The organism is Planctomonas deserti, from assembly GCF_003067705.1.
Taxonomy (GTDB): Bacteria; Actinomycetota; Actinomycetes; order Actinomycetales; family Microbacteriaceae; genus Planctomonas; species Planctomonas deserti.
In genome coordinates this window covers 227714-251976 of the sequence record NZ_QANL01000003.1, presented here as the reverse complement: position 1 = coordinate 251976, position 24263 = coordinate 227714, and the positions used below count along the sequence as shown (strand labels likewise).

The 24263-nt window shown below is 71.0% G+C and carries 28 protein-coding genes, 1 tRNA gene and 1 pseudogene; 18 read left to right on the top strand and 12 right to left on the bottom strand.

Features of this window, described 5'->3' with window-relative positions; genetic code table 11:
- The first annotated feature begins 162 nt into the window (after nucleotides 1–162).
- The 3 genes from DAI20_RS11980 to DAI20_RS11970 all read left to right on the top strand — a co-directional run bounded on the left by DAI20_RS11980 (nucleotide 163) and on the right by DAI20_RS11970 (nucleotide 2785).
- Nucleotides 163–348 (top strand): hypothetical protein, encoded by a 186-nt coding sequence (locus tag DAI20_RS11980; RefSeq protein ID WP_108251099.1) that lies wholly within the window; start codon nucleotides 163–165, stop codon nucleotides 346–348.
- A 55-nt stretch (nucleotides 349–403) separates the two neighbouring features.
- Nucleotides 404–1324 carry an SDR family NAD(P)-dependent oxidoreductase gene (locus tag DAI20_RS11975; RefSeq protein ID WP_108251097.1) on the top strand — a complete coding sequence of 307 codons (921 nt, stop codon included), beginning with the start codon at nucleotides 404–406 and terminating at the stop codon, nucleotides 1322–1324.
- 171 nt (nucleotides 1325–1495) lie between these two features.
- Entirely contained in the window at nucleotides 1496–2785 is a 1290-nt protein-coding gene (locus DAI20_RS11970) for an alpha-amylase family glycosyl hydrolase (RefSeq protein ID WP_108251095.1), read from the top strand.
- Here the strand turns inward: DAI20_RS11970 and DAI20_RS11965 are convergent.
- Both DAI20_RS11965 and DAI20_RS11960 read right to left on the bottom strand, forming a co-directional pair.
- Nucleotides 2773–3720: a phosphotransferase family protein gene (locus tag DAI20_RS11965; RefSeq protein ID WP_108251093.1), complete on the bottom strand. Its 948-nt coding sequence runs from the start codon at nucleotides 3718–3720 to the stop codon at nucleotides 2773–2775. The genes DAI20_RS11970 and DAI20_RS11965 overlap by 13 nt on opposite strands.
- A gap of 38 nt (nucleotides 3721–3758) precedes the next feature.
- On the bottom strand, nucleotides 3759–5171 hold the full coding sequence (locus tag DAI20_RS11960; RefSeq protein WP_108251091.1) for an amidase: 1413 nt from the start codon (nucleotides 5169–5171) through the stop codon (nucleotides 3759–3761).
- A 129-nt stretch (nucleotides 5172–5300) separates the two neighbouring features.
- On the opposite strand from DAI20_RS11960, the gene DAI20_RS11955 reads away from it, so the two are divergent.
- Nucleotides 5301–5690, top strand: a complete 390-nt coding sequence (locus DAI20_RS11955; protein ID WP_108251088.1) for a hypothetical protein — start codon at nucleotides 5301–5303, stop codon at nucleotides 5688–5690.
- 30 nt (nucleotides 5691–5720) lie between these two features.
- Here DAI20_RS11955 and DAI20_RS11950 read toward each other — a convergent pair whose 3' ends face one another.
- Nucleotides 5721–5942 (bottom strand): hypothetical protein, encoded by a 222-nt coding sequence (locus tag DAI20_RS11950; RefSeq protein WP_108251087.1) that lies wholly within the window; start codon nucleotides 5940–5942, stop codon nucleotides 5721–5723.
- A gap of 145 nt (nucleotides 5943–6087) precedes the next feature.
- Between DAI20_RS11950 and DAI20_RS11945 the strand changes: the two genes are divergently transcribed.
- Both DAI20_RS11945 and argG read left to right on the top strand, forming a co-directional pair.
- Nucleotides 6088–7242, top strand: a complete 1155-nt coding sequence (locus tag DAI20_RS11945; RefSeq protein WP_108251085.1) for an AAA family ATPase — start codon at nucleotides 6088–6090, stop codon at nucleotides 7240–7242.
- Between the two features lie 82 nt (nucleotides 7243–7324).
- Complete coding sequence (gene argG, locus DAI20_RS11940) at nucleotides 7325–8764, top strand: argininosuccinate synthase (protein ID WP_108251083.1); 1440 nt, start codon at nucleotides 7325–7327, stop codon at nucleotides 8762–8764.
- A 45-nt stretch (nucleotides 8765–8809) separates the two neighbouring features.
- Here the strand turns inward: argG and DAI20_RS11935 are convergent, their stop codons facing one another.
- Nucleotides 8810–9922, bottom strand: coding sequence for a glycoside hydrolase family 172 protein (locus tag DAI20_RS11935; protein WP_108251705.1), 1113 nt, complete (start codon nucleotides 9920–9922; stop codon nucleotides 8810–8812).
- Between the two features lie 171 nt (nucleotides 9923–10093).
- On the opposite strand from DAI20_RS11935, the gene DAI20_RS11930 reads away from it, so the two are divergent.
- Both DAI20_RS11930 and DAI20_RS11925 read left to right on the top strand, forming a co-directional pair.
- Nucleotides 10094–11086 carry a LacI family DNA-binding transcriptional regulator gene (locus tag DAI20_RS11930; RefSeq protein ID WP_108251081.1) on the top strand — a complete coding sequence of 331 codons (993 nt, stop codon included), beginning with the start codon at nucleotides 10094–10096 and terminating at the stop codon, nucleotides 11084–11086.
- A 154-nt stretch (nucleotides 11087–11240) separates the two neighbouring features.
- Entirely contained in the window at nucleotides 11241–11999 is a 759-nt protein-coding gene (locus tag DAI20_RS11925) for an alpha/beta fold hydrolase (RefSeq protein ID WP_108251079.1), read from the top strand.
- Between the two features lie 77 nt (nucleotides 12000–12076).
- Here DAI20_RS11925 and DAI20_RS11920 read toward each other — a convergent pair.
- The 5 genes and pseudogenes from DAI20_RS11920 to DAI20_RS11900 all read right to left on the bottom strand — a co-directional run bounded on the left by DAI20_RS11920 (nucleotide 12077) and on the right by DAI20_RS11900 (nucleotide 13854).
- Nucleotides 12077–12149 (bottom strand) — tRNA-Ala (locus DAI20_RS11920).
- Nucleotides 12150–12298: 149 nt separating this feature from the next.
- A complete protein-coding gene (locus DAI20_RS11915) occupies nucleotides 12299–12559 on the bottom strand; it encodes a hypothetical protein (RefSeq protein WP_240606053.1) in 261 nt (86 codons plus the stop codon).
- Nucleotides 12560–12714: 155 nt separating this feature from the next.
- Nucleotides 12715–13077, bottom strand: a pseudogene (locus DAI20_RS19145) (DUF7882 family protein).
- A gap of 40 nt (nucleotides 13078–13117) precedes the next feature.
- Nucleotides 13118–13456 (bottom strand): hypothetical protein, encoded by a 339-nt coding sequence (locus DAI20_RS11905; protein WP_108251075.1) that lies wholly within the window; start codon nucleotides 13454–13456, stop codon nucleotides 13118–13120.
- A 68-nt stretch (nucleotides 13457–13524) separates the two neighbouring features.
- Nucleotides 13525–13854 (bottom strand): hypothetical protein, encoded by a 330-nt coding sequence (locus DAI20_RS11900; RefSeq protein ID WP_108251073.1) that lies wholly within the window; start codon nucleotides 13852–13854, stop codon nucleotides 13525–13527.
- Between the two features lie 266 nt (nucleotides 13855–14120).
- Here DAI20_RS11900 and DAI20_RS11895 point away from each other — a divergent pair, with 266 nt between their 5' ends.
- The 6 genes from DAI20_RS11895 (at nucleotide 14121) to DAI20_RS11870 (ending at nucleotide 18704) form a co-directional block, all read left to right on the top strand.
- Nucleotides 14121–14717 carry a MauE/DoxX family redox-associated membrane protein gene (locus tag DAI20_RS11895; protein ID WP_108251071.1) on the top strand — a complete coding sequence of 199 codons (597 nt, stop codon included), beginning with the start codon at nucleotides 14121–14123 and terminating at the stop codon, nucleotides 14715–14717.
- Between the two features lie 52 nt (nucleotides 14718–14769).
- Nucleotides 14770–15384, top strand: coding sequence for a redoxin domain-containing protein (locus tag DAI20_RS11890; protein WP_108251068.1), 615 nt, complete (start codon nucleotides 14770–14772; stop codon nucleotides 15382–15384).
- A 21-nt stretch (nucleotides 15385–15405) separates the two neighbouring features.
- Nucleotides 15406–16068, top strand: coding sequence for a methylamine dehydrogenase light chain (locus DAI20_RS11885; protein ID WP_108251066.1), 663 nt, complete (start codon nucleotides 15406–15408; stop codon nucleotides 16066–16068).
- Entirely contained in the window at nucleotides 16065–17366 is a 1302-nt protein-coding gene (locus DAI20_RS11880; RefSeq protein ID WP_168927691.1) for a lactonase family protein, read from the top strand. Before DAI20_RS11885 ends, DAI20_RS11880 begins: the two co-directional genes overlap by 4 nt.
- 94 nt (nucleotides 17367–17460) lie before the next feature.
- Nucleotides 17461–17835 carry a cupredoxin domain-containing protein gene (locus DAI20_RS11875; protein ID WP_108251062.1) on the top strand — a complete coding sequence of 125 codons (375 nt, stop codon included), beginning with the start codon at nucleotides 17461–17463 and terminating at the stop codon, nucleotides 17833–17835.
- A gap of 8 nt (nucleotides 17836–17843) precedes the next feature.
- The gene (locus DAI20_RS11870; protein WP_205781432.1) at nucleotides 17844–18704 is read left to right on the top strand and encodes a hypothetical protein; all 861 of its coding nucleotides are present in this window, start codon (nucleotides 17844–17846) and stop codon (nucleotides 18702–18704) included.
- 61 nt (nucleotides 18705–18765) lie between these two features.
- Here the strand turns inward: DAI20_RS11870 and DAI20_RS11865 are convergent, their stop codons facing one another.
- Both DAI20_RS11865 and DAI20_RS11860 read right to left on the bottom strand, forming a co-directional pair.
- The gene (locus DAI20_RS11865; RefSeq protein WP_159085023.1) at nucleotides 18766–19719 is read right to left on the bottom strand and encodes an alpha/beta hydrolase; all 954 of its coding nucleotides are present in this window, start codon (nucleotides 19717–19719) and stop codon (nucleotides 18766–18768) included.
- A gap of 47 nt (nucleotides 19720–19766) precedes the next feature.
- Nucleotides 19767–20552, bottom strand: a complete 786-nt coding sequence (locus DAI20_RS11860) for a ZIP family metal transporter (RefSeq protein WP_108251056.1) — start codon at nucleotides 20550–20552, stop codon at nucleotides 19767–19769.
- A gap of 489 nt (nucleotides 20553–21041) precedes the next feature.
- On the opposite strand from DAI20_RS11860, the gene DAI20_RS18530 reads away from it, so the two are divergent.
- Nucleotides 21042–21263 (top strand): hypothetical protein, encoded by a 222-nt coding sequence (locus DAI20_RS18530; RefSeq protein ID WP_159085022.1) that lies wholly within the window; start codon nucleotides 21042–21044, stop codon nucleotides 21261–21263.
- A gap of 147 nt (nucleotides 21264–21410) precedes the next feature.
- On the opposite strand, the gene DAI20_RS11850 is transcribed toward DAI20_RS18530, so the two are convergent.
- A complete protein-coding gene (locus DAI20_RS11850) occupies nucleotides 21411–22355 on the bottom strand; it encodes a helix-turn-helix transcriptional regulator (RefSeq protein WP_108251053.1) in 945 nt (314 codons plus the stop codon).
- Between the two features lie 124 nt (nucleotides 22356–22479).
- Between DAI20_RS11850 and DAI20_RS11845 the strand changes: the two genes are divergently transcribed.
- The 3 genes from DAI20_RS11845 to DAI20_RS11835 all read left to right on the top strand — a co-directional run bounded on the left by DAI20_RS11845 (nucleotide 22480) and on the right by DAI20_RS11835 (nucleotide 24200).
- Nucleotides 22480–23325 carry an SDR family oxidoreductase gene (locus DAI20_RS11845; RefSeq protein ID WP_108251051.1) on the top strand — a complete coding sequence of 282 codons (846 nt, stop codon included), beginning with the start codon at nucleotides 22480–22482 and terminating at the stop codon, nucleotides 23323–23325.
- Between the two features lie 150 nt (nucleotides 23326–23475).
- The gene (locus DAI20_RS11840) at nucleotides 23476–23880 is read left to right on the top strand and encodes a VOC family protein (RefSeq protein ID WP_108251050.1); all 405 of its coding nucleotides are present in this window, start codon (nucleotides 23476–23478) and stop codon (nucleotides 23878–23880) included.
- A complete protein-coding gene (locus tag DAI20_RS11835; protein ID WP_108251047.1) occupies nucleotides 23877–24200 on the top strand; it encodes a winged helix-turn-helix transcriptional regulator in 324 nt (107 codons plus the stop codon). The genes DAI20_RS11840 and DAI20_RS11835 overlap by 4 nt, the downstream gene beginning before the upstream one ends.
- Nucleotides 24201–24263: the final 63 nt, after the last annotated feature.

The following is a 24263-nucleotide window of genomic DNA, read 5'->3' as shown; positions in this document are numbered from 1 at the left end:
CGTCGATCCTGACAGACTCCGCACCCGCCTTCGCCCTCTCGCCCCCCATCCCCCGTCTGGCCCCCGTACGCGGGTCGTGCGGCGCTTCCTGTTCGCGACGCCCCCGAAAGGGTGCAAGTATCGTCTTCGAGGGCGCGACGGCGCGTCCGAAGGGGGACCAGCATGAGCAACGCCATTGCACACCACGGCCGCGATGACCTCGACGGCCGGGACGTCCGCAGCGAGGCACTCTCGCTCGACCGCCACGAGGAGCGCCGCCGCGGCGCCATCGTCCTCGTCACCGCGAGCGCGGGCATCTGGGCCGGCATCGCGATCGTCGCCTGGGGGGCGCTGCAGACCCTGATCTGACCCGGCAGCCGCTGACGGGTTCCTCGATGTCGGTGGCGGAGCCTAGGGTGACGCCATGGACACGCGTGGCGCACTGACGGGCCGGATCGCACTGGTGACGGGGGCGACCCGCGGCGTGGGCCGCGGCATCGCACGGGGGCTCGGGGAGGCCGGGGCGACCGTGTACGTCACGGGCCGCACAACCGTCGAAGGAACGTCGCGGTCGCGCCTGCCCGGCACGATCCACGCCACGGCCGAGCAGGTCACCGAGCTTGGCGGTACGGGCATCGCCGTGCCGCTCGATGCCGGGGACGACGCCGCGCTCGAGGCCCTCGTCGCGCGCATCGAGCGGGAACAGGGGCGGCTCGACGTCCTCGTCAACAGCGCCTGGGGCGGGTACGAGCGGTTCACGGACGGCAGCGAGTTCAACCCCGGCCCGTTCTGGGAGCAGCCGCTGTCGCTGTGGGACTCCATGCACCGGGTCGGGCTGCGCGCCCACTACGTCACGTCGAGCCTCGCCGCGCCCCTGCTGCTGCGCTCGGACCACGGTCTCGTGGTCAGCCTGTCCTCCTTCGCCGCCACGGTCTTCGTGCCGCCCGTCGCGTACGGGGTGGCGCACGCCGCCATCGACCGGCTCGCGAAGGACATGGCGGAGGAGCTTCGGCCGCACGGGGTCGCATCCGTCGCGCTCTACCCCGGGCTCGTGCTCACCGAGGGCGTTCTGCGCAACATCGAGTTCTTCCAGGACGAGACGAACTTCGAGACACCGCTGTTCGTCGGTCGCACGGTCGCCGCGCTCGCCGCCGATCCCCGGATCCTTCGGCTCACCGGGCGCCCGCTCGTCGCCGCCGAGGTCGCCGCGGCCTACGGGATCACCGACGAGAACGGCGTGCTCCCCGCGTCCAACCGCGAGAAGATCACGGGCGTTCCCGTTCCGCCGTTCGAGCCCGACGACGGCGACGCGGGCGAGGAGGGCCAGGCGGGCGAGGGGCGGTAGCGGGGTCGCGCCGCATCCCTTCGACAGGCTCAGGGACCGTGCAGCCCCCGTCCCTTCGACAGGCTCAGGGACCGTGAAGCCCGCGTCGCGATGGGCTCAGCGACCGTGTGCCGCCGACCCCGTAGGCTCGTCCGGGCGCCGGGCGGTGCCCGGACGAGGAGGACGCCGGCGATGGCATCGTGGACCGAGCACGCGATCTGGTGGCACGTGTATCCGCTCGGCTTCCTGGGCGCGGAGCAGACGACGGAGGCGGACGGCGGCACCCGCCACCGGCTGCCGGCCCTCGTCGGCTGGCTCGACTACCTCGTGCAGTTCGGCGCGAACGGCCTCGCGCTCGGACCGGTGTTCGCCTCCGAGACGCACGGCTACGACACGACCGACCACCTGCGCATCGATCCCCGCCTCGGGAATGACGACGACATGGACGGGCTGCTGGCCGCCGCCCGCGAGCGCGGCGTGCGGGTGCTCCTCGACGGCGTCTTCAACCACGTCGGGCGGTCGCATCCGCGCTTCCGAGCCGCCCTCGAGCACGGCCCCGACTCCCCCGAGGGTCGCTGGTTCCGCTGGACCGATCGGGGAGAGCCGGTCGGGTTCGAGGGACACGGTGCGCTCGTGACGCTCAACCACGACAACCCGGAGGTGGCCGACCACGTCGCCGACGTGATGATGCACTGGCTCGACCGTGGCGCGGCGGGCTGGCGCCTGGACGCGGCGTACGCGGTGCCGCCCGAGTTCTGGCGCCGCGTGCTCCCCCGCGTGCGCGAGCGGCACCCGGACGCGTGGTTCCTCGGCGAGATGATCCACGGCGACTACGCGCACTACGTCGAGCGGTCCGGGCTGGACTCCGTGACGCAGTACGAGCTCTGGAAGTCGGTGTGGAGCTCGCTGCGCGACCGCAACCTGTTCGAGCTCGAGTGGACGCTGCGCCGCCACTCGGAGTTGCTCTCGCGCCTCGTGCCGTACACCTTCGTCGGCAACCACGACGTGACCCGCATCGCGTCGACGCTCCCTGCTGACACGCTCCCGGCCGCGCTCGCGCTGCTGTTCGTGCTGCCCGGCATCCCGAGCGTCTACTACGGCGACGAGCGCGGCCTGCGCGGCGTGAAGGAGGACCGGGCGGGCGGTGACGACGCCGTGCGTCCGGCCTACCCGGCCGCGCCGACGGATTTGTCCGCCGAGGGCGAGGGCCTGCTCGACCTGCACCGCCGCCTCATCGGCCTCCGCAGGCGGCACCCGTGGTTGACCCGCGCGGAGGTGCGGGTGGAGGACCTCGCGAACGAGAGCAGCACGATCGTCCTCACCGAGCGGGGCGGCGCCGGTCGGGTCGTCCTCGCGCTGAACCTCGGAGGGACCCCGGTGCCCGCGCCCCGCGTCGGCGGGCTCACCGTCGACGTGTCGAGCACGGGTGGCGACTTCGGGTCGACGGTGCCCCCGCGCGGCTGGGCGGTCTACGCCGGCTGAGACGCCGGACGGAAGCGACGGACCGCTCGCGCCGCGCCGGCGGCGTAGTGGGGCAGCAGGTCCGGCCGCACGTCCATCGCCCAGCGCGCCAGGTCGAGCGCGTGGAGCAGCACGAGCGTCTCGAGCAGCGGGGTGACGGTGGCGAGGTCGACGCCGCAGCCGCGCGCGAAGGCCGTCACGTCCCCCGCGGTGACCGGGGCCTCGAAGCCCTCGGGCAGGTCCGCGAGGTGCCAGCGGTAGACCGTCTCCAGGTCGGTCCAGGGCGCCGGGCCGGCCGACGCGCCGCCCCAGTCGATGAGCACCCCTTCGCCGTCGTCCCGCACGATCAGGTTGCGCGGCGCGAGGTCGCCGTGACTGAGGCCGAACGTCAGCCGCTCGTCCCGCAGCCCGCCGATCGCCGCCGCGAGGGCCGGTGCCTGCGAGACCGCGTAAACGCCCAGGGCGATCAGCGGGTCGTCCTCGCCCAGCGCGCCGATGTTGTAGTCGAGGTGGGCGCGCCAGGCGTTCGGCAGGTCGCGCCCGAAGCGGGAGAACAGCCCCCCAGGCGCGTCGTCGCCGGGCACGATGCGGGACACCGCGGCGGCCGATCGGCCGAGGCGTTCCCACGCGTCGGCCGCGGGAAGCGCCGTGCCCGGCATGCCGGGCACGAACTCCTGGATCGAGTACGGCACGCCCTCGAGCACGCCTCGCGCGAGGGGGGACGCGACGGCGATGCCAGCCTCTCCCGCCCGCTCCTGGCACCACTGCTCCACCTCGAACTCGTCGGGGCGCGCGGGGTCGAGCGCGAAGCGGATCACCACCCGCCTGTCCCCGGAACCCGCGAGGTGTACCGCATTCACCCGGCCGGACGCCGCGGCCGACACCGTTGCCGGATCGACCCCGTGGCGCGCGGCGATGCGGCGGGCGAGGTCGGCGTCTCGCCGCGTCGTGGTCACCGCGCCAGCCTAGGAGGCGTGCGCAGCGCCGCCGGCCGTCACCCGGCGTACACGGGGGGCTGGCGGTCCCGCCAGGGCAGGGCCTCCTCCAGCTGCGCGGCGACCTGAAGCAGCAGGTCCTCGCGGCCGACCGCGGCCACGAGCTGCACGCCGATGGGCAGGCCCTCCCTGCTCTGCCCGAGCGGCAGGCCGATCGCCGGGTGACCCGAGACGTTGAAGGGCGCGGTGAACGGTCCGACCTCCAGGATGCGCCGCAGCCAGTCCCGTGCGCTCAGACCCTCGACGTCCTGGTCGAGCGCGCCGTGCGGGAGCGGGAGCCGGCCGAGCGTCGGGGTGACCAGCAGGTCGTGCTCGGCGAGGAACAGCCCGATGGGCCGGGTCACCCGGTTCTGCGCGTCGACGGCGGCCAGCACGTCGAGAGCCCGCGCGGCGGCGACCTCGCGGAGGACCTCGCGGGAGACCGCCTCGAACAACGCGGGGTCGGGTTGGCGCGGTGCGCGGAGCATGGCCCCGCCGGTGGCGTAGACGTTGAGCATCTGAGCCTCGACCACGTCCTCCGCCTCGATGCGCGGGGCGGCCTCGACGACGGTGTGCCCGATCCACTCGAGCGTCTCGGCCGCGCGCACCGTCGCCGCCACGACCTGGGGGTCGACGGCCGCGCCGGACCACGCGGCGTGCATCAGGGCGACCCGCAGCCGTCCGGGGTCCGTCCGGAGCGCGTCGCGATAGGGGCGGGCCGGGGCCGCGGCGACGTACTTGTCGCCGACCGGCGGCGCGCCGACCGCGTCGAGCAGCGCCGCCGCATCCCGGACGGTCCGGGTCAGGGCGAATTCGATCGTCAGCCCGAATCCCGCCTCGCCCGCCAGCGGCCCGCTCGGCGTGCGACCCCGGCCCGGCTTGAGCCCGACGACCCCGCAGGCGGACGCGGGCACCCGCAGCGACCCCGCCCCGTCGTTGCCGTGCGCGACCGGCACGGCCCCGGCCGCGACGAGAGCGGCCGAGCCTCCGCTCGATCCGCCGACGCCGCGCGCGAGGTCCCACGGATTGCGGGTCGGCCCCGTGCGCAGCGGCTCGGTCACGAAGCTGAAGCCGAGCTCCGGCGCGGTGGTCTGACCGAGGGCGACGAGGCCGGCCGCCCGGAACCGCGCCATGAGATCGTGGTCGACCGTGGTGACCGCACCGCGGACGGCGCGGCTGCCGAGGGCGAACGGGACACCCCGGGCGAAGGGCCCGCTGTCCTTGATGAGGAACGGCACCCCCGCGAGGGGACCGCGCGGGTCCGCGGTGAGCGCGGGATCGAACAGCGGCCGGGCGAGCGCGTTGAGGTCGCCGTTCACGCCCTCGATGGCCGACCGCGCCGCGGCCTCCACCTCCGCGGCCGTGACCTCCCCGGCCGCGATGAGCTGGCGGAGTCCCGTCGCGTCGTGGCTCGCGTACTCGTGCAGGTCCATCCCGTTCCCCTTCTCGTTCCTCACGCCCGCACGTCCCCAAGTCGGCCCTGGCCGCACCCGGCGGCCCCTCCCCTCGGCCGGGCGGCGCACGGGCGGTACCCTCGGATCAGCAGAACGGAAGCTTCCCTCATGACCGACAACCGGCCCTCATCGCCTCCCCCGCGACCCGCGCGCCGCCCCACCCAGGAGTCGCCCCTGGTCTGGGGACTCCTCGTCGCCGTGATGTTCCTCGCGTTCGTCAACTTCCTCTTCGTCGCGATCGCCGCCCCGTCGCCGTACCGGGTGGGGCTCGCTGTTGCCGCGGGCGCGTTCCTCGTGCTCAGCGTCGTGCTTTTCGTCCGGTCGTCGCGACAGCGTCGACGCGTTCGCGGCGCTGCGCCGGACGTGCCGGATTCCACGAGTGACGCCGCTCGGAGGGCCGACGGCAGAACCGGGCGGGCTGCCCCGCGCGACGCCGACGGTCGCCGGAGCGGCACGGACACCGATCCGGGTTCCCCAGGGAACGGGCCAGGGGCCTAGCCGGAGGCGGATCCGGCCCGCCCGCGGCGCTCACTGCTGCTGGTTGGCCTCCTGCTGGGACCGGTACAGGCGGGCCTGGGACAGCGCGACCTCGACGGTCGGCCACTCGTTGTCCGCCACGAGCTGCTCGGCGGCCCGCTGCGACTCCGCGGCGTTGCTGCTGGCTGCGGCAGCGAGCAGCTCCGCATAGCGGGCACCGGCGAGAGTCGTACCGGTGGCGATGGCGTCGAGCTCGGGGAACAGCGTGGTCATTCGTCTGCCTCTCGTTCGCGCGGGACGCGTGTGGTGGAAACGTACAGGCTCCGAGCGCGCCGCCGCCACTCCCCAAGCGCGCGCCGCGCGGCACCGCGACGTCAGGAGTGGCAGGAGTGTCAGGGGCGCTGCCTACGCTGGGGGGATGCTGACCGCCGTCGCCGTCGAGGGGTACCGCTCCCTGCGCAGCCTGGTGCTGCCGCTCGAACGACTCAGCGTCGTGACCGGCGCCAACGGCAGCGGCAAGTCGAACCTGTACCGGGTGCTCCGCCTGCTCGCCGCGGTCGCCCGCGACGGCGCCGTGGCCGCGCTCGCGGCGGAGGGCGGGCTGCCGTCGACCCTGTGGGCAGGCCCGGAGACCACTTCCGGCGGGATGCGGCGGGGCGAGGTCCCCGTGCAGGGCACCGTGCGCAGCGGTCCGGTTGCCCTGCGGCTCGGCTTCGCCTCGGACACGCTCGGCTACGCGGTCGACCTGGGCCTGCCCCTGCCCGCCACGACCATGTTTGGCCGCGACCCGGAGATCAAGGCGGAGGCGGTCTGGCACGGGCCGTACCTGAGACCCGCCGGCCTGCTGGCCGAGCGGCGCGGACCGGCGCTGCGCATCCGCGGCGACGACGGCTGGGAGAGGCACGACTACCGGCTGCCGCCCTGGGCGAGCATGCTCAGCGAGGCCGCCGACCCGCGCTCCGCGCCGGAGCTGCTCGCCGTGCGCGACGATCTCCGCTCGTGGCGGTTCTTCGATTCCCTGCGGACCGATGCCGACGCCCCCGCCCGGCGCGCGGCCGTCGGCACGCGCACCCCGGTGCTGGCCGCTGACGGGGCCGACCTGGCCGCCGCCCTGCAGACCATCCGCGAGGCCGGTTCCGGGGACAGCCTGGATGCCGCCGTCGAGCGCGCCTTCCCCGGCAGCCGCCTCAGCGTGGAGGACCAGGACGGCCGATTCGCACTGCGGCTGAGACAGCCGGGGCTGCTCCGCCCGCTCGGCGCGGCCGAGCTGTCCGACGGCACCCTCCGCTTCCTCATCTGGGTGGCGGCCCTGCTCAGCACGAGGCCGGCGCCGTTCCTGGTGCTCAACGAGCCGGAGACGAGTCTGCACCCCTCGCTCTTCCCGGCGCTCGCGGACCTGATCCTCGACGCGACCGCCGACTCGCAGCTCCTCGTCGTCTCGCACTCGGAGGCGCTCGTGGCGCGGCTCGCGGATTCCGCACTCGTGCACACGCTGCGGAAGGAGACCGGGGAGACGCGGGTGGAGGGACTCGCGCCGCTCGAGCAGCCACCCTGGCACTGGCCGTCGCGCTGAGCCCGCGTTCGCTGCGCGGGCGGCCCGTCACGCCCATCCGCTGCGACGATCGGGTGCGTCGCTCGCCCTTAGGCTGGTAGCCATGTCAAAGGTACTGAGCAGTCTTCCGGTGGGCGAACGAGTCGGAATCGCGTTCTCGGGAGGGCTCGACACCTCCTGCGCCGTGGCGTGGATGCGCGAGAAGGGCGCGGTGCCGTGCACCTACACCGCCGACATCGGCCAGTACGACGAGCCGGACATCGGGGCGGTCCCCGGCCGGGCGAAGGAGTACGGCGCCGAGATCGCGCGCCTCGTCGACGCGCGTGCCGCCCTCGTCGAGGAGGGCTTCGTCGCCCTCCAGTGCGGCGCCTTCCACATCCGCTCCGGCGGCAAGACCTACTTCAACACGACGCCCCTCGGCCGCGCCGTGACCGGCACCATGCTCGTGCGCGCCATGAAGGAGGACGACGTCGACATCTGGGGCGACGGATCCACCTACAAGGGCAACGACATCGAGCGCTTCTACCGCTACGGCCTGATGGCCAATCCGCGCCTGCGCATCTACAAGCCCTGGCTCGACGCGAGCTTCGTCGGCGAGCTCGGCGGTCGCACGGAGATGAGCGAGTGGCTCGTGGCGCGCGGCTTCCCGTACCGCGACTCGACCGAGAAGGCCTACAGCACCGACGCGAACATCTGGGGCGCCACCCACGAGGCGAAGCGCCTCGAGGAGCTGAGCTCGGGTCTCGACCTCGTGCAGCCGATCATGGGCGTGGCCGCCTGGCGCGACGACGTCGACGTCCAGACGGAGGAGGTGACCGTCCGCTTCGACTCCGGCCGCCCCGTCGCCATCAACGGCACCGAGTACGACGACGCGGTCGCCCTCGTGCTCGAGGCGAACGCCATCGGCGGCCGCCACGGCCTCGGCGTCTCCGACCAGATCGAGAACCGCATCATCGAAGCGAAGAGCCGCGGCATCTACGAGGCCCCCGGCATGGCGCTGCTGCACATCGCCTACGAGCGCCTGCTGAACGCCATCCACAACGAGGACACGGTCGCCAACTACCACGCGGAGGGCCGCCGCCTCGGCCGCCTCATGTACGAGGGTCGCTGGCTGGACCCGCAGTCGCTCATGCTGCGCGAGTCCCTCCAGCGCTGGGTCGGCTCGGCGGTCACGGGCGAGGTCACCCTGCGCCTGCGCCGCGGCGACGACTACACGATCCTCGACACCACCGGGCCCGCCCTCAGCTACCACCCGGACAAGCTGTCGATGGAGCGCGTGGGCGACTCCGCCTTCGGCCCCGACGACCGCATCGGCCAGCTGACCATGCGCAACCTCGACATCGCCGACTCCCGCTCGCGGCTCGAGCAGTACGCCGCCGCCGGCCTCATCGGCGGCGCGACGGCGGAGCTGGTGGGCCGCCTCGAGCTGGGCGCGGCTGAGGAAATCCTGGAGATCGGCGGCGGGGACTCCGCGGCCGACGCCCTCCTGCACGCGACCGACCTCGCCTCCGAGGGCGCCGCGTTCGACTCCGGCACCGACTGATCCCTCGGCGGATGCCCGGGCGACCGTCGCCCGGGCCCGCCCGGATCAGCGCCGGGGTGCGGGGCCGTCGCCGGTGTGGATCTCCATCGCGTCCGCCGTCGGAGCCGGCGGACGCGCCGCCGTCGGCCTGTCCAGGTAGAAGTACGCCGTGGAGGCGATGTCGTCCTGCAGCGGGAGGTAGCGCCCGCCGCTCCGCCAACCGAGCGCCTGGATGTCCACCCGCAGCCGCTCGGCGAAGTGGATGGGGTCGGGCAGGTGCCAGCGGTACATACCGAAGCGCTGCTGGCTCGCGTACAGCCCGTCGGGCCGGAGAACCTGCGGCAGTCCCAGGAAGGCCGTCGAGTACGGCGTGTAGCCCTGCCCGGGCACGTCGAAGTTCCACGCGCCGCCGAAGTAGTCCTCGGTCCCGGTCCCGTTGATGGTGGGGTGATCCTCGTCGGAGTCCAGGAAGAAGCGGACCTCGCCCTCGCCCCACCACCCGCTGCTGTGGACGCCCCAGGCGAGGTAGGTGCCGACGTAGTGGCCCCTGCCCTCGACGGTGCCGAGAATCGGATGCGTCGTGAGGAGGGGAAGCGGGTTGCTGCGGCGCCACTGCGCGTGCAGGTATCCCTCGCCGGCGTAGTCGCCGCCGGTCTCGTAGGTCACCTGGTAGTAGACGACGGCATCGCGATCCGCGGTGTTCTCGATCGTGAGCCGCGCGGCGGCGCGGAACGGCATCGGCCAGTAGGAGTTGAAGCCGCCGTGCGGGTTCACGGCGACGACCTGGGAATCGACCTGCGCGAACACGCCCCAGCCCTGGCAGAAGAAGTCGCCGAGCGGCACCTCGATCGCCGGCTCCGCCGCGCCGTCCCAGTACGCCCGCAGGATCAGACTGCGCCAGCCGTCGGCGTGCGTCGTGAGCCAGACGTGCGTGATCGTTCCCGGCTCGTCGATGCGGGCGAGGTAGTATGTCGCTCCAGCCCCGACCACGACGCTGGGACTGATCTTCCAGCCCGGGCCGAGGTCGCGGGCCGCGTCGGCGCCGGTGCCCTCGACGGCCCTGCCGCCCCCGCCCGGTGAGCCGTCCGGGTTCTCCGGGCTGATGGAGCGCGTCCGCACGGACCGCAGCGCCGAGATCGAGTGGAGACGCGAGGCCGAGCGGTACGGGGTGTCGGACATGAAGCTCTCCTGCACGTCGTCGTGCTCTCGCGGGACGGGCCGGACGCCGCCGCCTGCAATCGATTTCAGCACTGTAGGGTGATGCCCCGAAGGTGTCAAACGACCGGTGCGCGCCGGCACGGGGTCCAGGCCCGGAGGCGAGTCGCGTCGGGAAACCACGTCGAGGAGAGCATGGCGACCATCTACGAGGTAGCCGCCGCCGCGGGCGTCTCGCCGGCGACCGTGTCCCGCGTCTACAACGGCGTTCCCGTCTCCGCGGAGAAGGCCGAGCTGGTGCGCGCCGCGGTCGCCGAGCTGCGCTTCACCCCCAACCGCACGGCCCGGTCGTTGCGCCGCAAGAACGCCGAGGTCATCGCCCTCGTGATCCCGGACATCGAGAACCCGTACTTCACCTCGCTGGCCCGGGGCGTGGAGGACGTCGCGCAGGAGGCGGGCTACTCCGTCGTGCTCTGCAACACCGACGAGGACCCGGGCAAGGAGGCGAGGTACCTCGAGATCGCCGTCGCCGAGAACATGGCCGGCGTCATCCTCGCCGAGGCCGACGGACGGGCCGACCTGAGCGAGCTCATCGCGCGGTCGAGGCCCGTCGTCGCCGTGGACCGCAGCACGCTGTTCGACCTCGACAGCGTCATCCTGGACAACCGGGCGGCCGGTGTCGCCGCGGCGAGAACGCTGATCAATTCGGGCTACCGGCGCCTGGCCTGCATCACCGGCCCGGCGGAGATCGACACGGCCGAGGAGCGCGCGGAGGGCTGGCGGAGCGTCGTCAGCCCTTCTGGCTCCCTCGAGCGGCCCGACGATCACCTGCGATACTCCTCCTTCCGGGTGGAGGGGGGACGGGACGCGATGGCCGAGCTGCTCGCCCTCGACCCGGCGCCCGACGCCGTCGTGGTGACGAACAACCTAATGGGCGTCGGCGCGCTGCAGGTGCTCTCCGAGGCGGGCAGGGTGCCGCCCGCCTTCGGCGTCGCCGTCATCGGCGACCTCCCCTTCACGACGCTCACCCCGAACGCCACCAGCATCGTGCGTCTCCCGGCGCGGGACATGGGCACCACCGCGGCACGGATGCTCATCGAGCGGATCAACGGCGACACGGAGCCCGCGCGGACGGTGATCCTCCCCCACGAGGTCGTCGCCGCCGCCTCGGGTGCACCTGCCCTCTGACCCCCGCCAGGCACGAACCGGGGCGTCCATCCCGCCCCCGCGGCCACTGCCCGCGGACACCCCTCGGTATGAGCTGTCCCACCCGTGGCGGTGATCCGATGCCGGTCGCATACTGAGCGGGAGGGAACGAGGGACGGGGGGGGAGGGGGAGCACGTGCAGCTGCACCACGTCGAGCACGGCAGCGGGCTGCCCCTGCTCGTGCTTCATGGCGCGAACGTCGACCACCGCGAGACCGAGGCGTGCTTCGAGCCCGCGCTCCACGACGTGCCAGGACTGCGACGGATCTACCCCGATCTTCCCGGTATGGGCCGCTCCCCCGCACCGGACACCATGCGCAGCGCCGATGACGTGCTCGACGCCCTGGTCGGATTCGCGGACGAGGTCACGAACGGCGCGCCGCGTCTGCTCGTCGGCCACTCCGTGGGGGCGTACTTCGCGCGGGCGATGGCCGCGCGGCAGCCGGAACGGGTGGCCGGGCTGGCGCTCGTCTGCCCGCTGCTGCCGGACGCTCGGGACGTGCCGCGGCATCGCGCCATCGCCGGCTCCGGCAGCATAGGCAACGAGGACTTCCGCAGCTACTTCGTGGTGCAGACGCGTGAGATGCTCGAGCGGTACGACCGCTACGTCGCCCCCGGGGTCGACCTCGCCGACGTGGACGCGATCGAGCGCATCAGTCAGCGGTGGGAGCTCACCGACATCCCTGGCCCGGCGTACCCGGGTCCCACCCTGCTCGTGGCGGGCAAGCTCGACTCGACCGTCGGCTACGCCGCAACAGCCGATCTCCTCCGCCACTACCCCCGGTCGACGCTTGCCGTGCTCGACGAGGCGGGACACGCGCTGCCGCACGAGCAGCCGGAACTGCTGCGCGTCCTCCTCCGGCAGTGGCTCGAGCGAGTCGACCGCAATCGCTGACGGAACGAGCGCGACGCCCTGGAAATGCGAGAACCCCCGGTATCCCGCACCGAAGTGCGACATACCGGGGGTGTGGGTGGATCTGAGGGGACTCGAACCCCTGACCCCCTGCATGCCATGCAGGTGCGCTACCAGCTGCGCCACAGACCCGGACGGATGCCCTAACACCACAGTCCCGGAATCTGGGCTCGAGCCTCGGTCCCGGGTGGTGCAGTCAGTCTATCCGAGCCGTGCCCGGCACCTGACCGGGCCGTCGGCGGACCGCCGGCCCCCGGGCTGCCGTGCCAGGACGGGCGCGTTCAGTAGTCGTACAGGCCGCCGAATGGTTGCTGATCATTCCCGGTGTCGCGGGGGTCGAACTGCACCGTCTCAATGGAGAACACGACCTGGCTTCGAGGAGAGATGAGCACGCTCACGGATCGATTGCCGACGATCACGAAGTCCACGAACCGCCCAGGCGTGCTCATGGCCGCCTCTATGCGTCGCTTCAAGTCGTCGAGGTCCTGGCCCTGGGCGAGGAACGAGCTCCTGCCGTCGATCGCGACCTCGGTTCGCACCATCGTCTGCATGTCGCTCAACTGACGGCACCCCCGCGTCGTTCCTCACCCGCGGAACGGATCGGCTGCGTGAGAATCGGGTCGTCCGTATGCCTGCCCATGTGTCTCCTGCCGTAGAGGCACACGCTACGCCCCTTCACCTGGTGATGAGGGAGGGCCTAGAGCGACGAGCCGAGACTGGACGACGCGCGACCGATGAGGGCGGGCCCGGCCGGTCCGCCGTCGGTACGAGGCTCCGGGAGAACGACCAAGCCGACAGGGGAATCCGCCGAGTCAGACAGGATGCGTAACCAGTCCGGATTGATGGGCGGCACTTTCCCGGCCGTGTACGTGAAGTGCAGGGGCATACGGGGGCTGATCCAAACGGTGCATCTGCCGTCCCCGGCCTTCGGGTCGTTCTTTCACGAGAAGTAGAACGACTGCCCGAAGCGGATCTTCCGCCCGATGACGATCTGAAGGTGCGCCAGAAGGCGGTCCTCGAAGTCGACGATGTTCGTCGAGTCGTACGTGAGCCTGCCCATGGAAGGGCCTCCTGCCGTATTGAGCTGACCTTACGCGCTTCTAGGCCTCGTTGTAGAGATCGTTGAGGGCGGCGGTCTCCGGGTCGAGCTCGGTCTCGACGGCGGTGGGCACGAGGCGACCCATGCGCTCCGTGATCTGCTGCACCGCTCCGGTGTTGTCCGGCTCGGGCACGGTCGAGTGGGTGGTCTCGGTCATCAGCGGCGCACCTTCGCCGAGGAGGAACGTGGCGGTGACCTCGTCCCCGTCCGAGCTGATGGCATGGACGTCGACGGTGTCCGCGACGCCGGAGCTGGCGAGCCGAGCGGCATACTGCAGTAGCAGGTCCGCCACCTCGTCGCCGACCAGCAGGTTCTTGTCCGCGTAGGTCAGGTGCTTCATGCCGCAAACCTACGCCGACAAGCCGCGAGGACGCGGAGAGCACGGGGCCCCTGACCCGCCATTCCGCGTCAGAAGTCGAACGACCGATCCCCGCCCTCGTGCGCCCTCTCGGATACCGGGCTCGGCGGTTCGAGACTGGCGATCTTCTGCCGCATGGAAGCGACGGCCTTCTCGTCCTCGAGGTTCACCCCGCGATCCAGCGCGGGAGCGGCGAACAGCGCGCTCGCTGGTCCAAGAAGGAGGGTGGTCATCCCCCTCGCCCCCTCGTCGGACAGGGCGGGAATGGTCACGAGATCGGACCGCTGCACCTGCGCGAGCTGGTGAGCGTAGTCGAGCACCGCGTCGCAGACGGTGTCATCGATGATCACGAATCCACTGGCGTAGTAGAGCTTCTGCATCGCTCCTGTCTATCACCCAGCAGACCGGGGCCGGAGAACGACCGGCCGCGCACCGGGTCACCGGAAGCTCCGCTGCTCGGAGCGTGGGGACCCGCCGGTTATCCCATCGTCGCCGAGCCGGTGCGGTCACCCGCCGCCGCCCCCAGCAGCGCCCCCCGGTCGATCAGCAACCGGTCGCCAGGCAGCGACTGCTGGGATCACTGAGATTCCTTGTCCTCCTCTCGAACCCATGATCTAATCGGCATTCTTGACGAGGGAGTTGAGGAATGTTCGCCATTGTGATCGCGGCAACGTTGGGCGGGCTGCTGCTGCTCGCCGGCGTTTCCAAGCTGCACGATCGGGAAGGCGGGTTGGCGGCGGTACAGGGGTATCGGCTGCTCCCGAGGGTGGCGGAGCGGATCGTCGCGATCACCCTCCCGTACGTGGAGATCCTGATCGGCGTCCCGCTCCTCCTGGGTCTCGGAGCACCGGTCGTGCCCGCGGCTGCGGCCGTCCTGTTCCTCGTCTTCTTCGCGGCTCTCTCGATCAATCTGCTGCGCGGTCGCCGCGAGCTCGACTGCGGCTGCTTCGGCTTCGCGGGGGCGACGGAGTCCGCGCCCCGTATCACCTGGTTCCACGCCGGGCGCGCCCTCGCGCTCGCGGTGCTCGCCGCGGCACTCCTCCTGATTCCGGGCGGGTACGGCATCGGTGCCACGCCCCTCGTCGAACACCTCCTGGGTGTCGCGCTTGCCCTCCTGATCGTCAGTATCGGGCTGGCGACATTCGCGGTGCGAGCGGTGGTCCACCCGCGTCGCCACCGCGTCGACGTCCACCTGTCCCGGGCTCGGGCACACCTTCATGCCGGGTCGTCCCTCCGACCGTGAGCGCCAGCGCCCCGGACCCCAGTCCTTCCGCCAACGAATCGAGGAATCCCTGATGTCGACCTTCCTTCTCGTCGCCGTGATCCTCCTCGCCCTCGCCGTTGCTTTTCTCTTCCTGATGAACCTCGCCCTGGCTCGCGAGCTCGGGCGGGTGCAGGTGCGCCTCGGTCCCCTCGGCGCCCGGATGATGGACGGCGGTCCGAGGATCGACGAGGTCGGCCCGGCGTTCCAGGGGCTCACGGACCATCTCGGTCGCAGCACAAGCGTCGGCGGACACCGGGAGAAGCCACAGTTGCTTCTCTTCACCGGGCCGAACTGCTCCACCTGCAAGAGCCTTCTGCCCGGCATCCGAGCCCTGGCCAAGGCCGAGCGCAGGAATCTCGACGTGGTGATGATCTCCGACGGCACCCCCGAGGAGCACGCCGAGTTCCTCGCCGGTGCGAACATCCGCGACGAGTTCCCCTACGTCGACGCCCGTGACGTGGGTATCGCCTACCAGGTGGGCACCACCCCGTACGGCGTGATCCTCGACGAACACGGAAGGATTCGCGCGAAGGGTCTCTGCAATCACATGGCCCACGTCGAGAGCCTTCTCAACGCCCTCGAAACCGGAACGCCGTCCCTGCAGCACCTGCACGAGCAGGCCAGCACACAGATCGCAAGCCGCTGAGGTCGGAGGGGGGAACCGCTGATGCCCGAGAACCAGTACCCGATCGACGAGTCGGCCAGTCGGGACCAGGCCGATTGGCTGGCGGGACGCGGCGGCACTCCCGTCAGCCGGCTCGGCCGCCTCCTGTCCGAGAGGATGTCCCGTCGCTCGCTCCTCGGCCGCATCGGCCGCTGGAGCATCGGCGCCGCCGGCGTGGCGATCATCGGCAGCCTCCCGGTGACGAGAGCGGCCCTGGCCTCCGAGACCCCGGACGCCGGCGACGAGCTCTTCCCCCCGTTCGACGAGACGGACGACTCGTCATCGTGCGAGTACTGGCGCTGGTGCAACATGGACGGCACCCCGTGCACGTCCTGCGCCGGAGGCGGCGTGACCACCTGCCCGCCAGGGGCCAGACCGGGCGCGGAATTCTGGGTCGGCTGCTGCACCAACGTCGACGACGGGAAGACCTACCTCATCGGGTACTACGACTGCTGCGGTGCTCCCGGCTGCTCGAACACCTTCTGCGGCCAGCCGGACAGCCAGGCGGTGATGTACAACCCGATCAACGGGTCCTACGATCCGGACATCGTCTGGTGCGTCTCCGACGAGTCGCAGACCTACACCTGCACGATGGCGCCCATCATCGGCACCGACTGCCAGGTCACTCCGGCCGCCCGGCCGAAGGCCGGGGCGGGAGCCTCATGAGCAGGCCCCGGATGGAGCGCCGGACCGCGGTGGTGGCTCTCGTCCTCGCGTCCACGGCCCTCCTGGCGGGCTGCACGGCGACGGCGGACCCGGACGACCCGACTCCCACCAGCGCCCCGGACGACGTGCCCGTGAATCCGGACGGGAACCTGGCGGTCGATGACCCCGACGAGGAGGTCCCCTCCGCCGACGGGATACCGCAGGAGTTGCACCAGGCGCAGATCGAGCCGATCACCGCGACGGACATCGTCCTCGTCGACGACGGCGACCTGGAGTACTCGCTGCAGGTCGTCGACCCGGCCACCGGCGCGGCCAAGACGAAGATCGTGACGGGCCCCGGCATCGACGGTCCCGTGATCCACCCCTTCGTCGGCGAGAGTTCGGACGACCCGGCCGTGCTCGCCGCCGAGGTGTGGCGGCCGCGAGGCTCGCGGGGAGCCGCGGAGTTCACGATCTCGACCTATTCGGGCACGCTGCTCGAGCCGCGGGAATTGGCTCTGGCCGAGAACACGCGCCTGCACTCCAGCCCCGGATCCAGTGCGGTGACCGACGACGGCGCCTACTTCGTGGCGTGGGACGACGGACTATACGGGGTTCGGGTGTTCGATCTCGAGGCCGGGGAGGCCACCGGGGAGCTGGCGCTTCCCGGCTGCGGCCCGTTCACCTGGCCGGTCGGCCGGAACATCTTCTCGGTCTGCGAGAACTCCCGCGAACTGCTCCACCTCGCCATCCAGGCCGACGGGTCGATCGAGGAGGTCGAGCGCGCGGCGGTGCTGCCGGAGGACTTCGTGAGCAGCCGCGAGGGGAGCTTCGGTCGCGGAGCGGACACGGCCCTACTGGTCGGCGGGAACGGGGACGCGTACGTGTTCGACTTCTCCGGGGGGAAGCTGACGGACGAGGTGCGCCCGATCGGCAACGCCGGTCAGGACAGCGGCCGCTTCGATGAGGCCGTCATCAACAACCCGGGCACGAGCATGGCGGTGAGCTACACGGACTCCCCCGTGCATCCCGACTCCGAGGACGCCGGTGACATCATGACGATCACCCTCTACGACCCGTCCTCCTTTACGACCATCGAGACCCTCTCGGCGGAGTCGAACGGACTCTTCTCGTTCGACGGCTTCGGCTACTCCGTCGACGGTTCCACGCTCTACGTGCAGGGGACGGCCGACGACGAGGACGAGGAGGTCACGCTCATCGGCTTCGATGCCGCCACCGGCGCGCAGACCTCCCGGGTCACCGTGCCGGACTTCGTCGGCGACGCCGAGCGCATCCTCACCCCTCAGGTGATCGAATGACGCCGTCCCGCTGCACTCCCCGCCACAACGCCCGCCACCGGGCACCAGAAACGATCGCGCTCCTTCCAGCGCATCCCGTGAAAGGAAGCACCTCATGAAGCACACAGCGCTCGTTCAGCGGTCAGCGGCCGTCCTCGCGGTGGTCGGCTCGCTCGCGCTCGCCGGATGCAGCACCGGCGCCGGCAACGCCTCCACCACGTCGGCCGAACCCGCCGCGACCGTCATCGTCACCGACATGGACTATCAGCAGACCGAGGTCACGATCCAGGCGGGCGAGACCGTCGAGTGGGTGTTCGACGACGGGAACATGCCCCACGACGTTGCGGGTGAAGGGGAGCTGGAGGGTGAGCTGCAGAGCCCGCTCCTCACCGAGGACACGTTCAGCTACACCTTCGAGGAGCCGGGGACCTACACGTATCACTGCACCCCGCACCCGTGGATGGTCGGCACCGTGATCGTCGAAGGGTGATGACGACCATGAGAACGCTTGGAGCGCCGGCCCCTCACCCGCTCGCGCAACCGTTGCCCGGTGGGGACGCCGCGCACCTGCGTCCGACGGTCCGGGAAGCGGTTCCGCGTCGCACGCGCATTGCCCTGCCGCTCGTCGCCGCCGCGGTGGGAGTCGCGGCGGCAGCCGTCGCCGCACCGGCCGGTGCAGCCGCGCTCACGACCGCCGTGGTGGGGGCGGGGCTTCTCACCGCAATCGCCGCCAACTGGTCCACCTGCGGCATGTCCGTGGCGGGAGTGGTCGCGGCCCCCAAGCAGCCCGAGCGCAGGGGCTCGTCGACGCCGGTACGCCGGCTCGGGTGGCACGCTCTCGGCTCCTTCCTGACGGGCGCGCCCACCGGCGCCCTGATCGGCGCCGTCGGGATGCTGGCGGCGCCCGTGATCGCGGTCGGCTGGGCCGTCGCGGTGTGGACCCTCGTGGCACTGCTGTACGGACTTCACGAGCTCGGCGCCATCCGCATGCCCACGCCCATGCGCCGCCGCCAACTCCCCCGCCACCTGCGACGGACGGAGGAACCGTGGAAGGTCTCGTTCCTCTTCGGAGCTATCGTCGGCCCGGGCTTCCTCATCTTCATCCGCTCGAGCGCCTACTACCTCCTCGTCCTCGGTCTCCTGCTCGCCGGGAACCCGCTGCTCGGGGCAGCGCTCTTCACGCTCGTCTCGCTGGGGCGCTGCCTGCCCAGCGTCGCGGCCATCCTCCACACCCGAGCCGGTGGCACTATGCCCGGCTTCCTCGCCGCGATGTGCCTCGTGGACCGTCGAGTGCAGGTGGTGGCGGGCGCGGGCCTCATCGGCCTCGCGGCATTCGCCGCCGCGTCCTCCGTGCTCTGAGCCGTCGCCGCGCCGCTGGTGGAACGATCGGCGGTTGAGTGAGGGGTCGCGATCGGTGGCGTCAGTTCGGCGCCACTCTCCCGGTCGCGACGACCCGCGCGATGTCGGCCAGCGACCGGTCCATGGGCGGGAAGGCCGGGGTGCGATTGAGGTGGCCGTGCAGAACGCCCTTCACGAGCACGCGCTCGACACGGCCGCCCGCGGCGCGCGCCTGACGCACGTAGAGGTCCGCCGAGGTGCGCAGGTCGTCGTACTCCGCCACGAGGACGAGCGTCGGAGGAAGGGCGGCCAGCTCCGCCGGATCCGCGGTGTCCACGAAGGCGAATGAGGCGCTTGGGGTCTCGCCGAGGTAGCCCGCGTTTAGCTGCTCGACCGTGGCTGGTGGGTACCGGAACATCGGCGGCACGCCCGCCATCGCCGCGTCGAGGTCGGCGTCGACGCCCCAGCGACGATGGGCCACGGGGTAAGCCAGGACGAGCACCGCCGGGTGCTCGCCCTCGGCCGCGAGCTCCCGTGCAGCAGCCAGCGACAGCGCACCACCGGCGCTCGCCCCGCCCAGGCCGATCCGGTCGACGTGGACGCCGAGTGCCTCGGCGTGCTCCCGGGTCCACCGCCATGCCGTCATGACCTGGTGATGCGGGACCGGGTAGGTCACCGCGGGCACGAGCGAGTAGTCCACCGCCACCACGACCCCGCCGATGCGGACGGCGACCTCCCGCGCCACGAGGTCGGACTCGCGCATCTCGAGGTCACCGGCCAGGAACCCCCCGCCGTGCACCCACACCAGCGCGGGTGCGGAGCCGTCGCCGGTGCCGTAGACCCGAACGCGGAACGGATGGCCGGCGGCGTTGAGCGGGACGTCGTGGTGAGGCACGTCCGGCGCCGCCCAGGGCGCGTCGTCGGCCTCGAACGCATCCATCCTTGCGCGCGCTCCGGGTACGGTGTCGATCGCGTCCCAGCTGTCGATGCCCTCGAGCAGCGGAAAACGGGACGTGAGAGCGGCGTCGATCGGCATGTCAGCCATCCTGCCAGGACACGGGTCGCGAGTCCGCGACCGAGCTGTCAGGCGAGGGAGAGCACGAACGACAGGAGGAATCCGGCGGTGGTGCTCAGGGCGACGGCGGGGCCGCCGTGTTCGAACGCCTCGGGCATGAGGGTGTCGGCGAGGGAGGCGATCACGGCGCCGGCCGCGAACGCGAGCGGTACAGACACCACCGCCGGGCCGCTCTGCGTGAGGAGACCCGCTCCAGCGATGACCGCGATGGTGAGCAGAACCGCGCAGGTCGTCCATAGGCCGATGATCTGAGCGGGCCGGCGTCCCTGCTCGCGCATGGACGCGGCTCCGACGAGTGCTTCGGGGAGGTTCGAGATGAAGATCGCCGCCAGCAGCGCGAGGCTTCCGCTGTCCTCCTCCAGTGAGATTCCCAGCGCCAGGTTCTCCGGCACGCCGTCGAGGGTGACGGCCGCGAGCAGCGCCAGACCGGCCGCGCCCTTCGTTGTCGCCGTGGTGCCGGAGCGGGACGAGGCTGCCGCGTCGGTGTCCAGTTTCGCGCTGCCCTGCACCTGGTCGGCCGGCTTGGACTCCCCGGCGGGTTGCGCCCACCGATCGAGCAGTGCGCTGAGAACGGTGAAGACGAGTGCGCCCGCGGCGAGGCCGACCGCAGCGAGCCAGATGCCGCCGCGCTCGTAGGAGTCCTCGAACAGTTCGAACGTCAGCGCGGTGATCAGGGCACCGGCGGCGAACGCGAGAACCATCGCGAGCAGACGCTTCGGCAGCTCGAACCTCACGCCGACCAGCGCGCCGATCACGAGAGCACTGGACGCGACAGCACCGAACAACACGACCATGCCCACTGTCGACTCCCGCCGTTGACGTCGAGCTCGGGCCTCGCCCGATGCGATGATCCTGGCACCAGAACCAATGCGCCGAACAGGGGGCGTGGGCCTCCAATCGGGAGCGCTCCGGGATTCTCATCCCGTCGCTCGCCTCGGTGCAGCAGGGCCACCTCCCCCACCCGTGGGGAAGGTATCTTCACGGCAGAGTCCGCACCGGATCCGTTCCCCCAGGAGCGAAGGAGCTTTGTGTCTTCTCGAGCAACAAGAGTCGCGACGGTCGTTGTCATGTTGGTGGCATTGAGTGCGTGCTCGACCGCGGAAAGCACCGATGCGGAATCCTCTCCGAGGACCGGAGCAATCGAGTTGGCCGTGTCTGAGACCTGCAGCGATGAGTCCGACGGGCAGTGCGAGTCCGTCAACGGCGAGAGCGTACTGTCCCCCTCCGCCTTCGTTCGAGCCGGAGTCGAGGATGCTGTCGTAGTCGAAGGCGACGGGCAGAACGTGATCGACGTGACGTTCGATCCCGACGGGGCGGAGGTATTCCACCAACTCTCGAAGGAAGCATCCGAGGCTGAGGACACGGCGCGCTTGGTCATGAAGGCGGGTGATGAGGTACTGGCCGCCGTTGCGGTGATGGAAGTCGCGGAGGGCGCTCACGTCCGAATAGGGTTGCCCCCGGAGAAAGATGCGCATGATCTGGTGGCGCTGATCAGCGAAGGCTGAAGCAAGGCTGCGCTTGCACGGGGGAGATCCTGGTCACACCGGTTCGACGGCGGGTCCCACTCCCCTGAGGCGAATGCAGAGGGCGTCCGCGCAGGGATTTCACCTACTCCGCACCTCCGCATGAGCGGGCCGTTGAAGCGGCCGGTGCTAGTCGGCTTTCCGCGAGGGTGGGGACGCACGCTTCCTGCTCTCGGAGGGGTCGGGGGTAGCTTCGGCGACAGGGTGGGGCGCTGTTTCGTCATTCGTGGCCGCCCAGTTCGCGAGCAGTTGCAGGCTGTCGTGGGAGACGGTTCCCGGGGTGGCGGTGTAGGCGATGAGCAGGAGTCCCCTGTGGGAGCTGAGCTCCATGGACTCGAAGACGAGGTCCATGTCGCCCACGGTCGGGTGCCGGACCTGCTTATGGCCGGAGCGGTGCTCACGGACGGTGTGGCTGGCCCACAGCGACCGGAACTCGGGGCTGGCCATGGAGAGCTCCCCGACGAGCTTCGTCAGCGATCGATCGGATGGGGTGCGCCCTGCGGCGGTGCGGAGAAGGGCGACGCTCTGCTCAGCGACCGCGTCCCAGTCGCGGTAGAACACGCGGGCCTGCGGGTCGAGGAATACGAAGCGGGCGAAGTTGACCGGCCGCTCGGGAGTGATGCGCATGTCGAGGTAGAACGCTCGGCCGAGGCGGTTGGAGGCGATCACGTCAAGGCTGGCGTTCTGGACGACGGTGGGCATCGCGTTCATGCCGTCGACGATCTGCTGCACGACGGGTGAGACCTGCTGCATCTTCGGAGCTGCGCGCCGGGCACGGAGGGTCGTGGCGCTGGTGGCGGCGCGGACGAGGTCTGCCAGGTGAGCGGACTCGACGTCATCGAGCTTCAGGGCACGGCTGATGCCCTCGAGCACCGCCTCGGATACCCCTGACGCGTTCCCCCGCTCCAGGCGGGTGTAGTACTCCACGCTGATCCCCGCGACGAGCGCGACCTCCTCCCGTCGCAGTCCCGCCACTCGGCGGCGGCCGCCGAAGTCGGGCAGCCCGATACTGCCCGGAGTCAGACGAGACCGCCGCGACATCAGGAACTCACGAATCTCGTTGGAGGTGTCCACGTCAGCGACGCTACGTCAGTTGCCCGCCCAGAGGGGGTCCCTGGCATTAACCGGATAGACCGGGCCTGCCTCCCTGATCCGCCGTTCCGTTGACTGGAGGCACCGCAACAGAAAGGCGAGAGACATGAGCCAGAACAGGGTCTACTTCATCACCGGCGCAGCACGCGGCATGGGCATCGACATCGCCCGGGCCGCCCTCGACGCAGGCCACTCCGTCGTCGCTACGGCGCGGGACGCCAGCAAGGTCACCACGGCACTGGGCGAGCACGAGAACCTCCTGCCGGTGTCGCTCGACATCACCGACGAGAACGCCGCTCGGGCTGCAGCCGACGCCGCGGTCGAGCGCTTCGGCCGCATCGACGTCCTCGTCAACAACGCCGGCATCTTCGTCGCCGGGTTCTTCGAGGAGATCAGCCCAGCCCAGCTGCGCCAGCAGATGGAAACCAACTTCTTCGGTCCCCTGAACGTGACTCGCGCGATCCTGCCCGTGATGCGGAAGCAGCGCAGTGGTCAGGTCATCACGCTCAGCTCCACCGCGGGACTCGTCGGGCAGGAATTCGTGGCCGCGTACTGCGCCTCCAAGTTCGCCCTGGAGGGGTGGATGGAGTCCATCCGCTACGACCTGGCCCCGTACGGCGTCACGACCATGATCGTGGAGCCCGGATTCTTCCGCACCGAGCTGCTGGTCGAGGGCGCCTCCACGACCTGGCCCGAGCTGACCATCGACGACTACGCCGACCGCACGGCGGCGACCATCGAGGCGTGGAAGGGCATGAACGGCAAGCAGGGCGGCGACCCCGCCAAGCTCGCCGGAGCCCTGATCACCCTGGCCGACTCCGAGCAGCCGCCGCTGCGCTGGGTGGCCGGCGCCGACGCCGTCCAGACCGGCCTCGACAAGGCGAACCTCCTCATCGAGCAGATCACCGCGCTCAAGGAACTGTCCTCCTCCCTCGCCCACGAGGACGCGTAACCCGGAGCACGCTTTTCACCCGTGGGCGTGGTGATCGGTGTCCGCACCAGCGCCACGCCCGCGGGTGCCTCACGTGCATCCACGCATCGCCGGCGGATCGTCGAGCCGAGGACCTTGACGGCAGTACTTTCATTTTGGAAGTATGACGGCATGAGCCTCTTCATCACCTGTCCCGTCGAGAGCGTCGAGCGATCCACCGCCTTCTACACCGCTCTCGGCTGGACCCTCAACACTGAGATGTCCGACCACAACGTGTCCTGCTTCGCGATCGCGCCCGAACAGTACGTGATGCTCGGCAGCCGCGAGATGTACGCGAGCGTCGGCGGCACCGAGGAACTGATCGGCGGGCCCGGCACCCCCTCGAAGGTGACGGTCTCGTTCGACCTCGGCAGCCGCGAGGCGGTCGATGAGCTCACCGAGCGGGCCGGCACCGCCGGCGGCCGGATCGGCGACACCGACGACTACCCCTTCATGTACCAGCGCCAGTTCGACGACCCCGACGGCTACCACTACTCGCCGTTCTGGATGAAGCCGGATACCGAACCGACTCCGTGAGCGACCTCGCCGCAGCCCTCGACGTCGTCGGATCACGGTGGGCTCTCCTCATCGTTGAGCGGTTGCTCGACGGGCCGCAGCGCTACAGCGATCTGCAGCGCGACCTGGGGATGGGCACGAACATGCTTGCGACCCGCCTGCGCGAGCTGGAAGCGGCCGGCGTCCTCCGCCGATTGCCGCTCCGACACAACACCCGGGCTTACGCTCTGACCGACCGCGGGCGCGCCCTGCGCGACGCGATAGAGGCTCTCGGCCGCTGGGCCGCGGAGCAGAACGTCGCCGCGCACACGCGCGACGAGACGCCTCGTGAACCGGGATGACGTGAGCCAGAAGTCAGCGCCGACGGCATGACGTGGCTGCCGCCCTCGACAGGGGACGGGAGC

Excerpts from the sequence above, each read along its gene's own strand:
- DAI20_RS11930 (WP_108251081.1), top strand. The coding sequence starts at position 10,094 with ATGGCGACCATCTACGAGGTAGCCGCCGCCGCGGGCGTCTCGCCGGCG.
- DAI20_RS11840 (WP_108251050.1), top strand. The coding sequence starts at position 23,476 with ATGAGCCTCTTCATCACCTGTCCCGTCGAGAGCGTCGAGCGATCCACC.
- DAI20_RS11945 (WP_108251085.1), top strand. The coding sequence starts at position 6,088 with ATGCTGACCGCCGTCGCCGTCGAGGGGTACCGCTCCCTGCGCAGCCTG.
- DAI20_RS11900 (WP_108251073.1), bottom strand. The coding sequence starts at position 13,854 with ATGCAGAAGCTCTACTACGCCAGTGGATTCGTGATCATCGATGACACC.
- DAI20_RS11865 (WP_159085023.1), bottom strand. The coding sequence starts at position 19,719 with ATGCCGATCGACGCCGCTCTCACGTCCCGTTTTCCGCTGCTCGAGGGC.
- DAI20_RS11955 (WP_108251088.1), top strand. The coding sequence starts at position 5,301 with ATGACCGACAACCGGCCCTCATCGCCTCCCCCGCGACCCGCGCGCCGC.
- argG (WP_108251083.1), top strand. The coding sequence starts at position 7,325 with ATGTCAAAGGTACTGAGCAGTCTTCCGGTGGGCGAACGAGTCGGAATC.
- DAI20_RS11980 (WP_108251099.1), top strand. The coding sequence starts at position 163 with ATGAGCAACGCCATTGCACACCACGGCCGCGATGACCTCGACGGCCGG.
- DAI20_RS11970 (WP_108251095.1), top strand. The coding sequence starts at position 1,496 with ATGGCATCGTGGACCGAGCACGCGATCTGGTGGCACGTGTATCCGCTC.
- DAI20_RS11890 (WP_108251068.1), top strand. The coding sequence starts at position 14,770 with ATGTCGACCTTCCTTCTCGTCGCCGTGATCCTCCTCGCCCTCGCCGTT.
- DAI20_RS11875 (WP_108251062.1), top strand. The coding sequence starts at position 17,461 with ATGAAGCACACAGCGCTCGTTCAGCGGTCAGCGGCCGTCCTCGCGGTG.
- DAI20_RS11935 (WP_108251705.1), bottom strand. The coding sequence starts at position 9,922 with ATGTCCGACACCCCGTACCGCTCGGCCTCGCGTCTCCACTCGATCTCG.
- DAI20_RS11880 (WP_168927691.1), top strand. The coding sequence starts at position 16,065 with ATGAGCAGGCCCCGGATGGAGCGCCGGACCGCGGTGGTGGCTCTCGTC.
- DAI20_RS11870 (WP_205781432.1), top strand. The coding sequence starts at position 17,844 with ATGAGAACGCTTGGAGCGCCGGCCCCTCACCCGCTCGCGCAACCGTTG.
- DAI20_RS11860 (WP_108251056.1), bottom strand. The coding sequence starts at position 20,552 with ATGGTCGTGTTGTTCGGTGCTGTCGCGTCCAGTGCTCTCGTGATCGGC.
- DAI20_RS11950 (WP_108251087.1), bottom strand. The coding sequence starts at position 5,942 with ATGACCACGCTGTTCCCCGAGCTCGACGCCATCGCCACCGGTACGACT.
- DAI20_RS11915 (WP_240606053.1), bottom strand. The coding sequence starts at position 12,559 with ATGGTGCGAACCGAGGTCGCGATCGACGGCAGGAGCTCGTTCCTCGCC.
- DAI20_RS11975 (WP_108251097.1), top strand. The coding sequence starts at position 404 with ATGGACACGCGTGGCGCACTGACGGGCCGGATCGCACTGGTGACGGGG.
- DAI20_RS11905 (WP_108251075.1), bottom strand. The coding sequence starts at position 13,456 with ATGAAGCACCTGACCTACGCGGACAAGAACCTGCTGGTCGGCGACGAG.
- DAI20_RS11885 (WP_108251066.1), top strand. The coding sequence starts at position 15,406 with ATGCCCGAGAACCAGTACCCGATCGACGAGTCGGCCAGTCGGGACCAG.
- DAI20_RS11895 (WP_108251071.1), top strand. The coding sequence starts at position 14,121 with ATGTTCGCCATTGTGATCGCGGCAACGTTGGGCGGGCTGCTGCTGCTC.
- DAI20_RS11845 (WP_108251051.1), top strand. The coding sequence starts at position 22,480 with ATGAGCCAGAACAGGGTCTACTTCATCACCGGCGCAGCACGCGGCATG.
- DAI20_RS11960 (WP_108251091.1), bottom strand. The coding sequence starts at position 5,171 with ATGGACCTGCACGAGTACGCGAGCCACGACGCGACGGGACTCCGCCAG.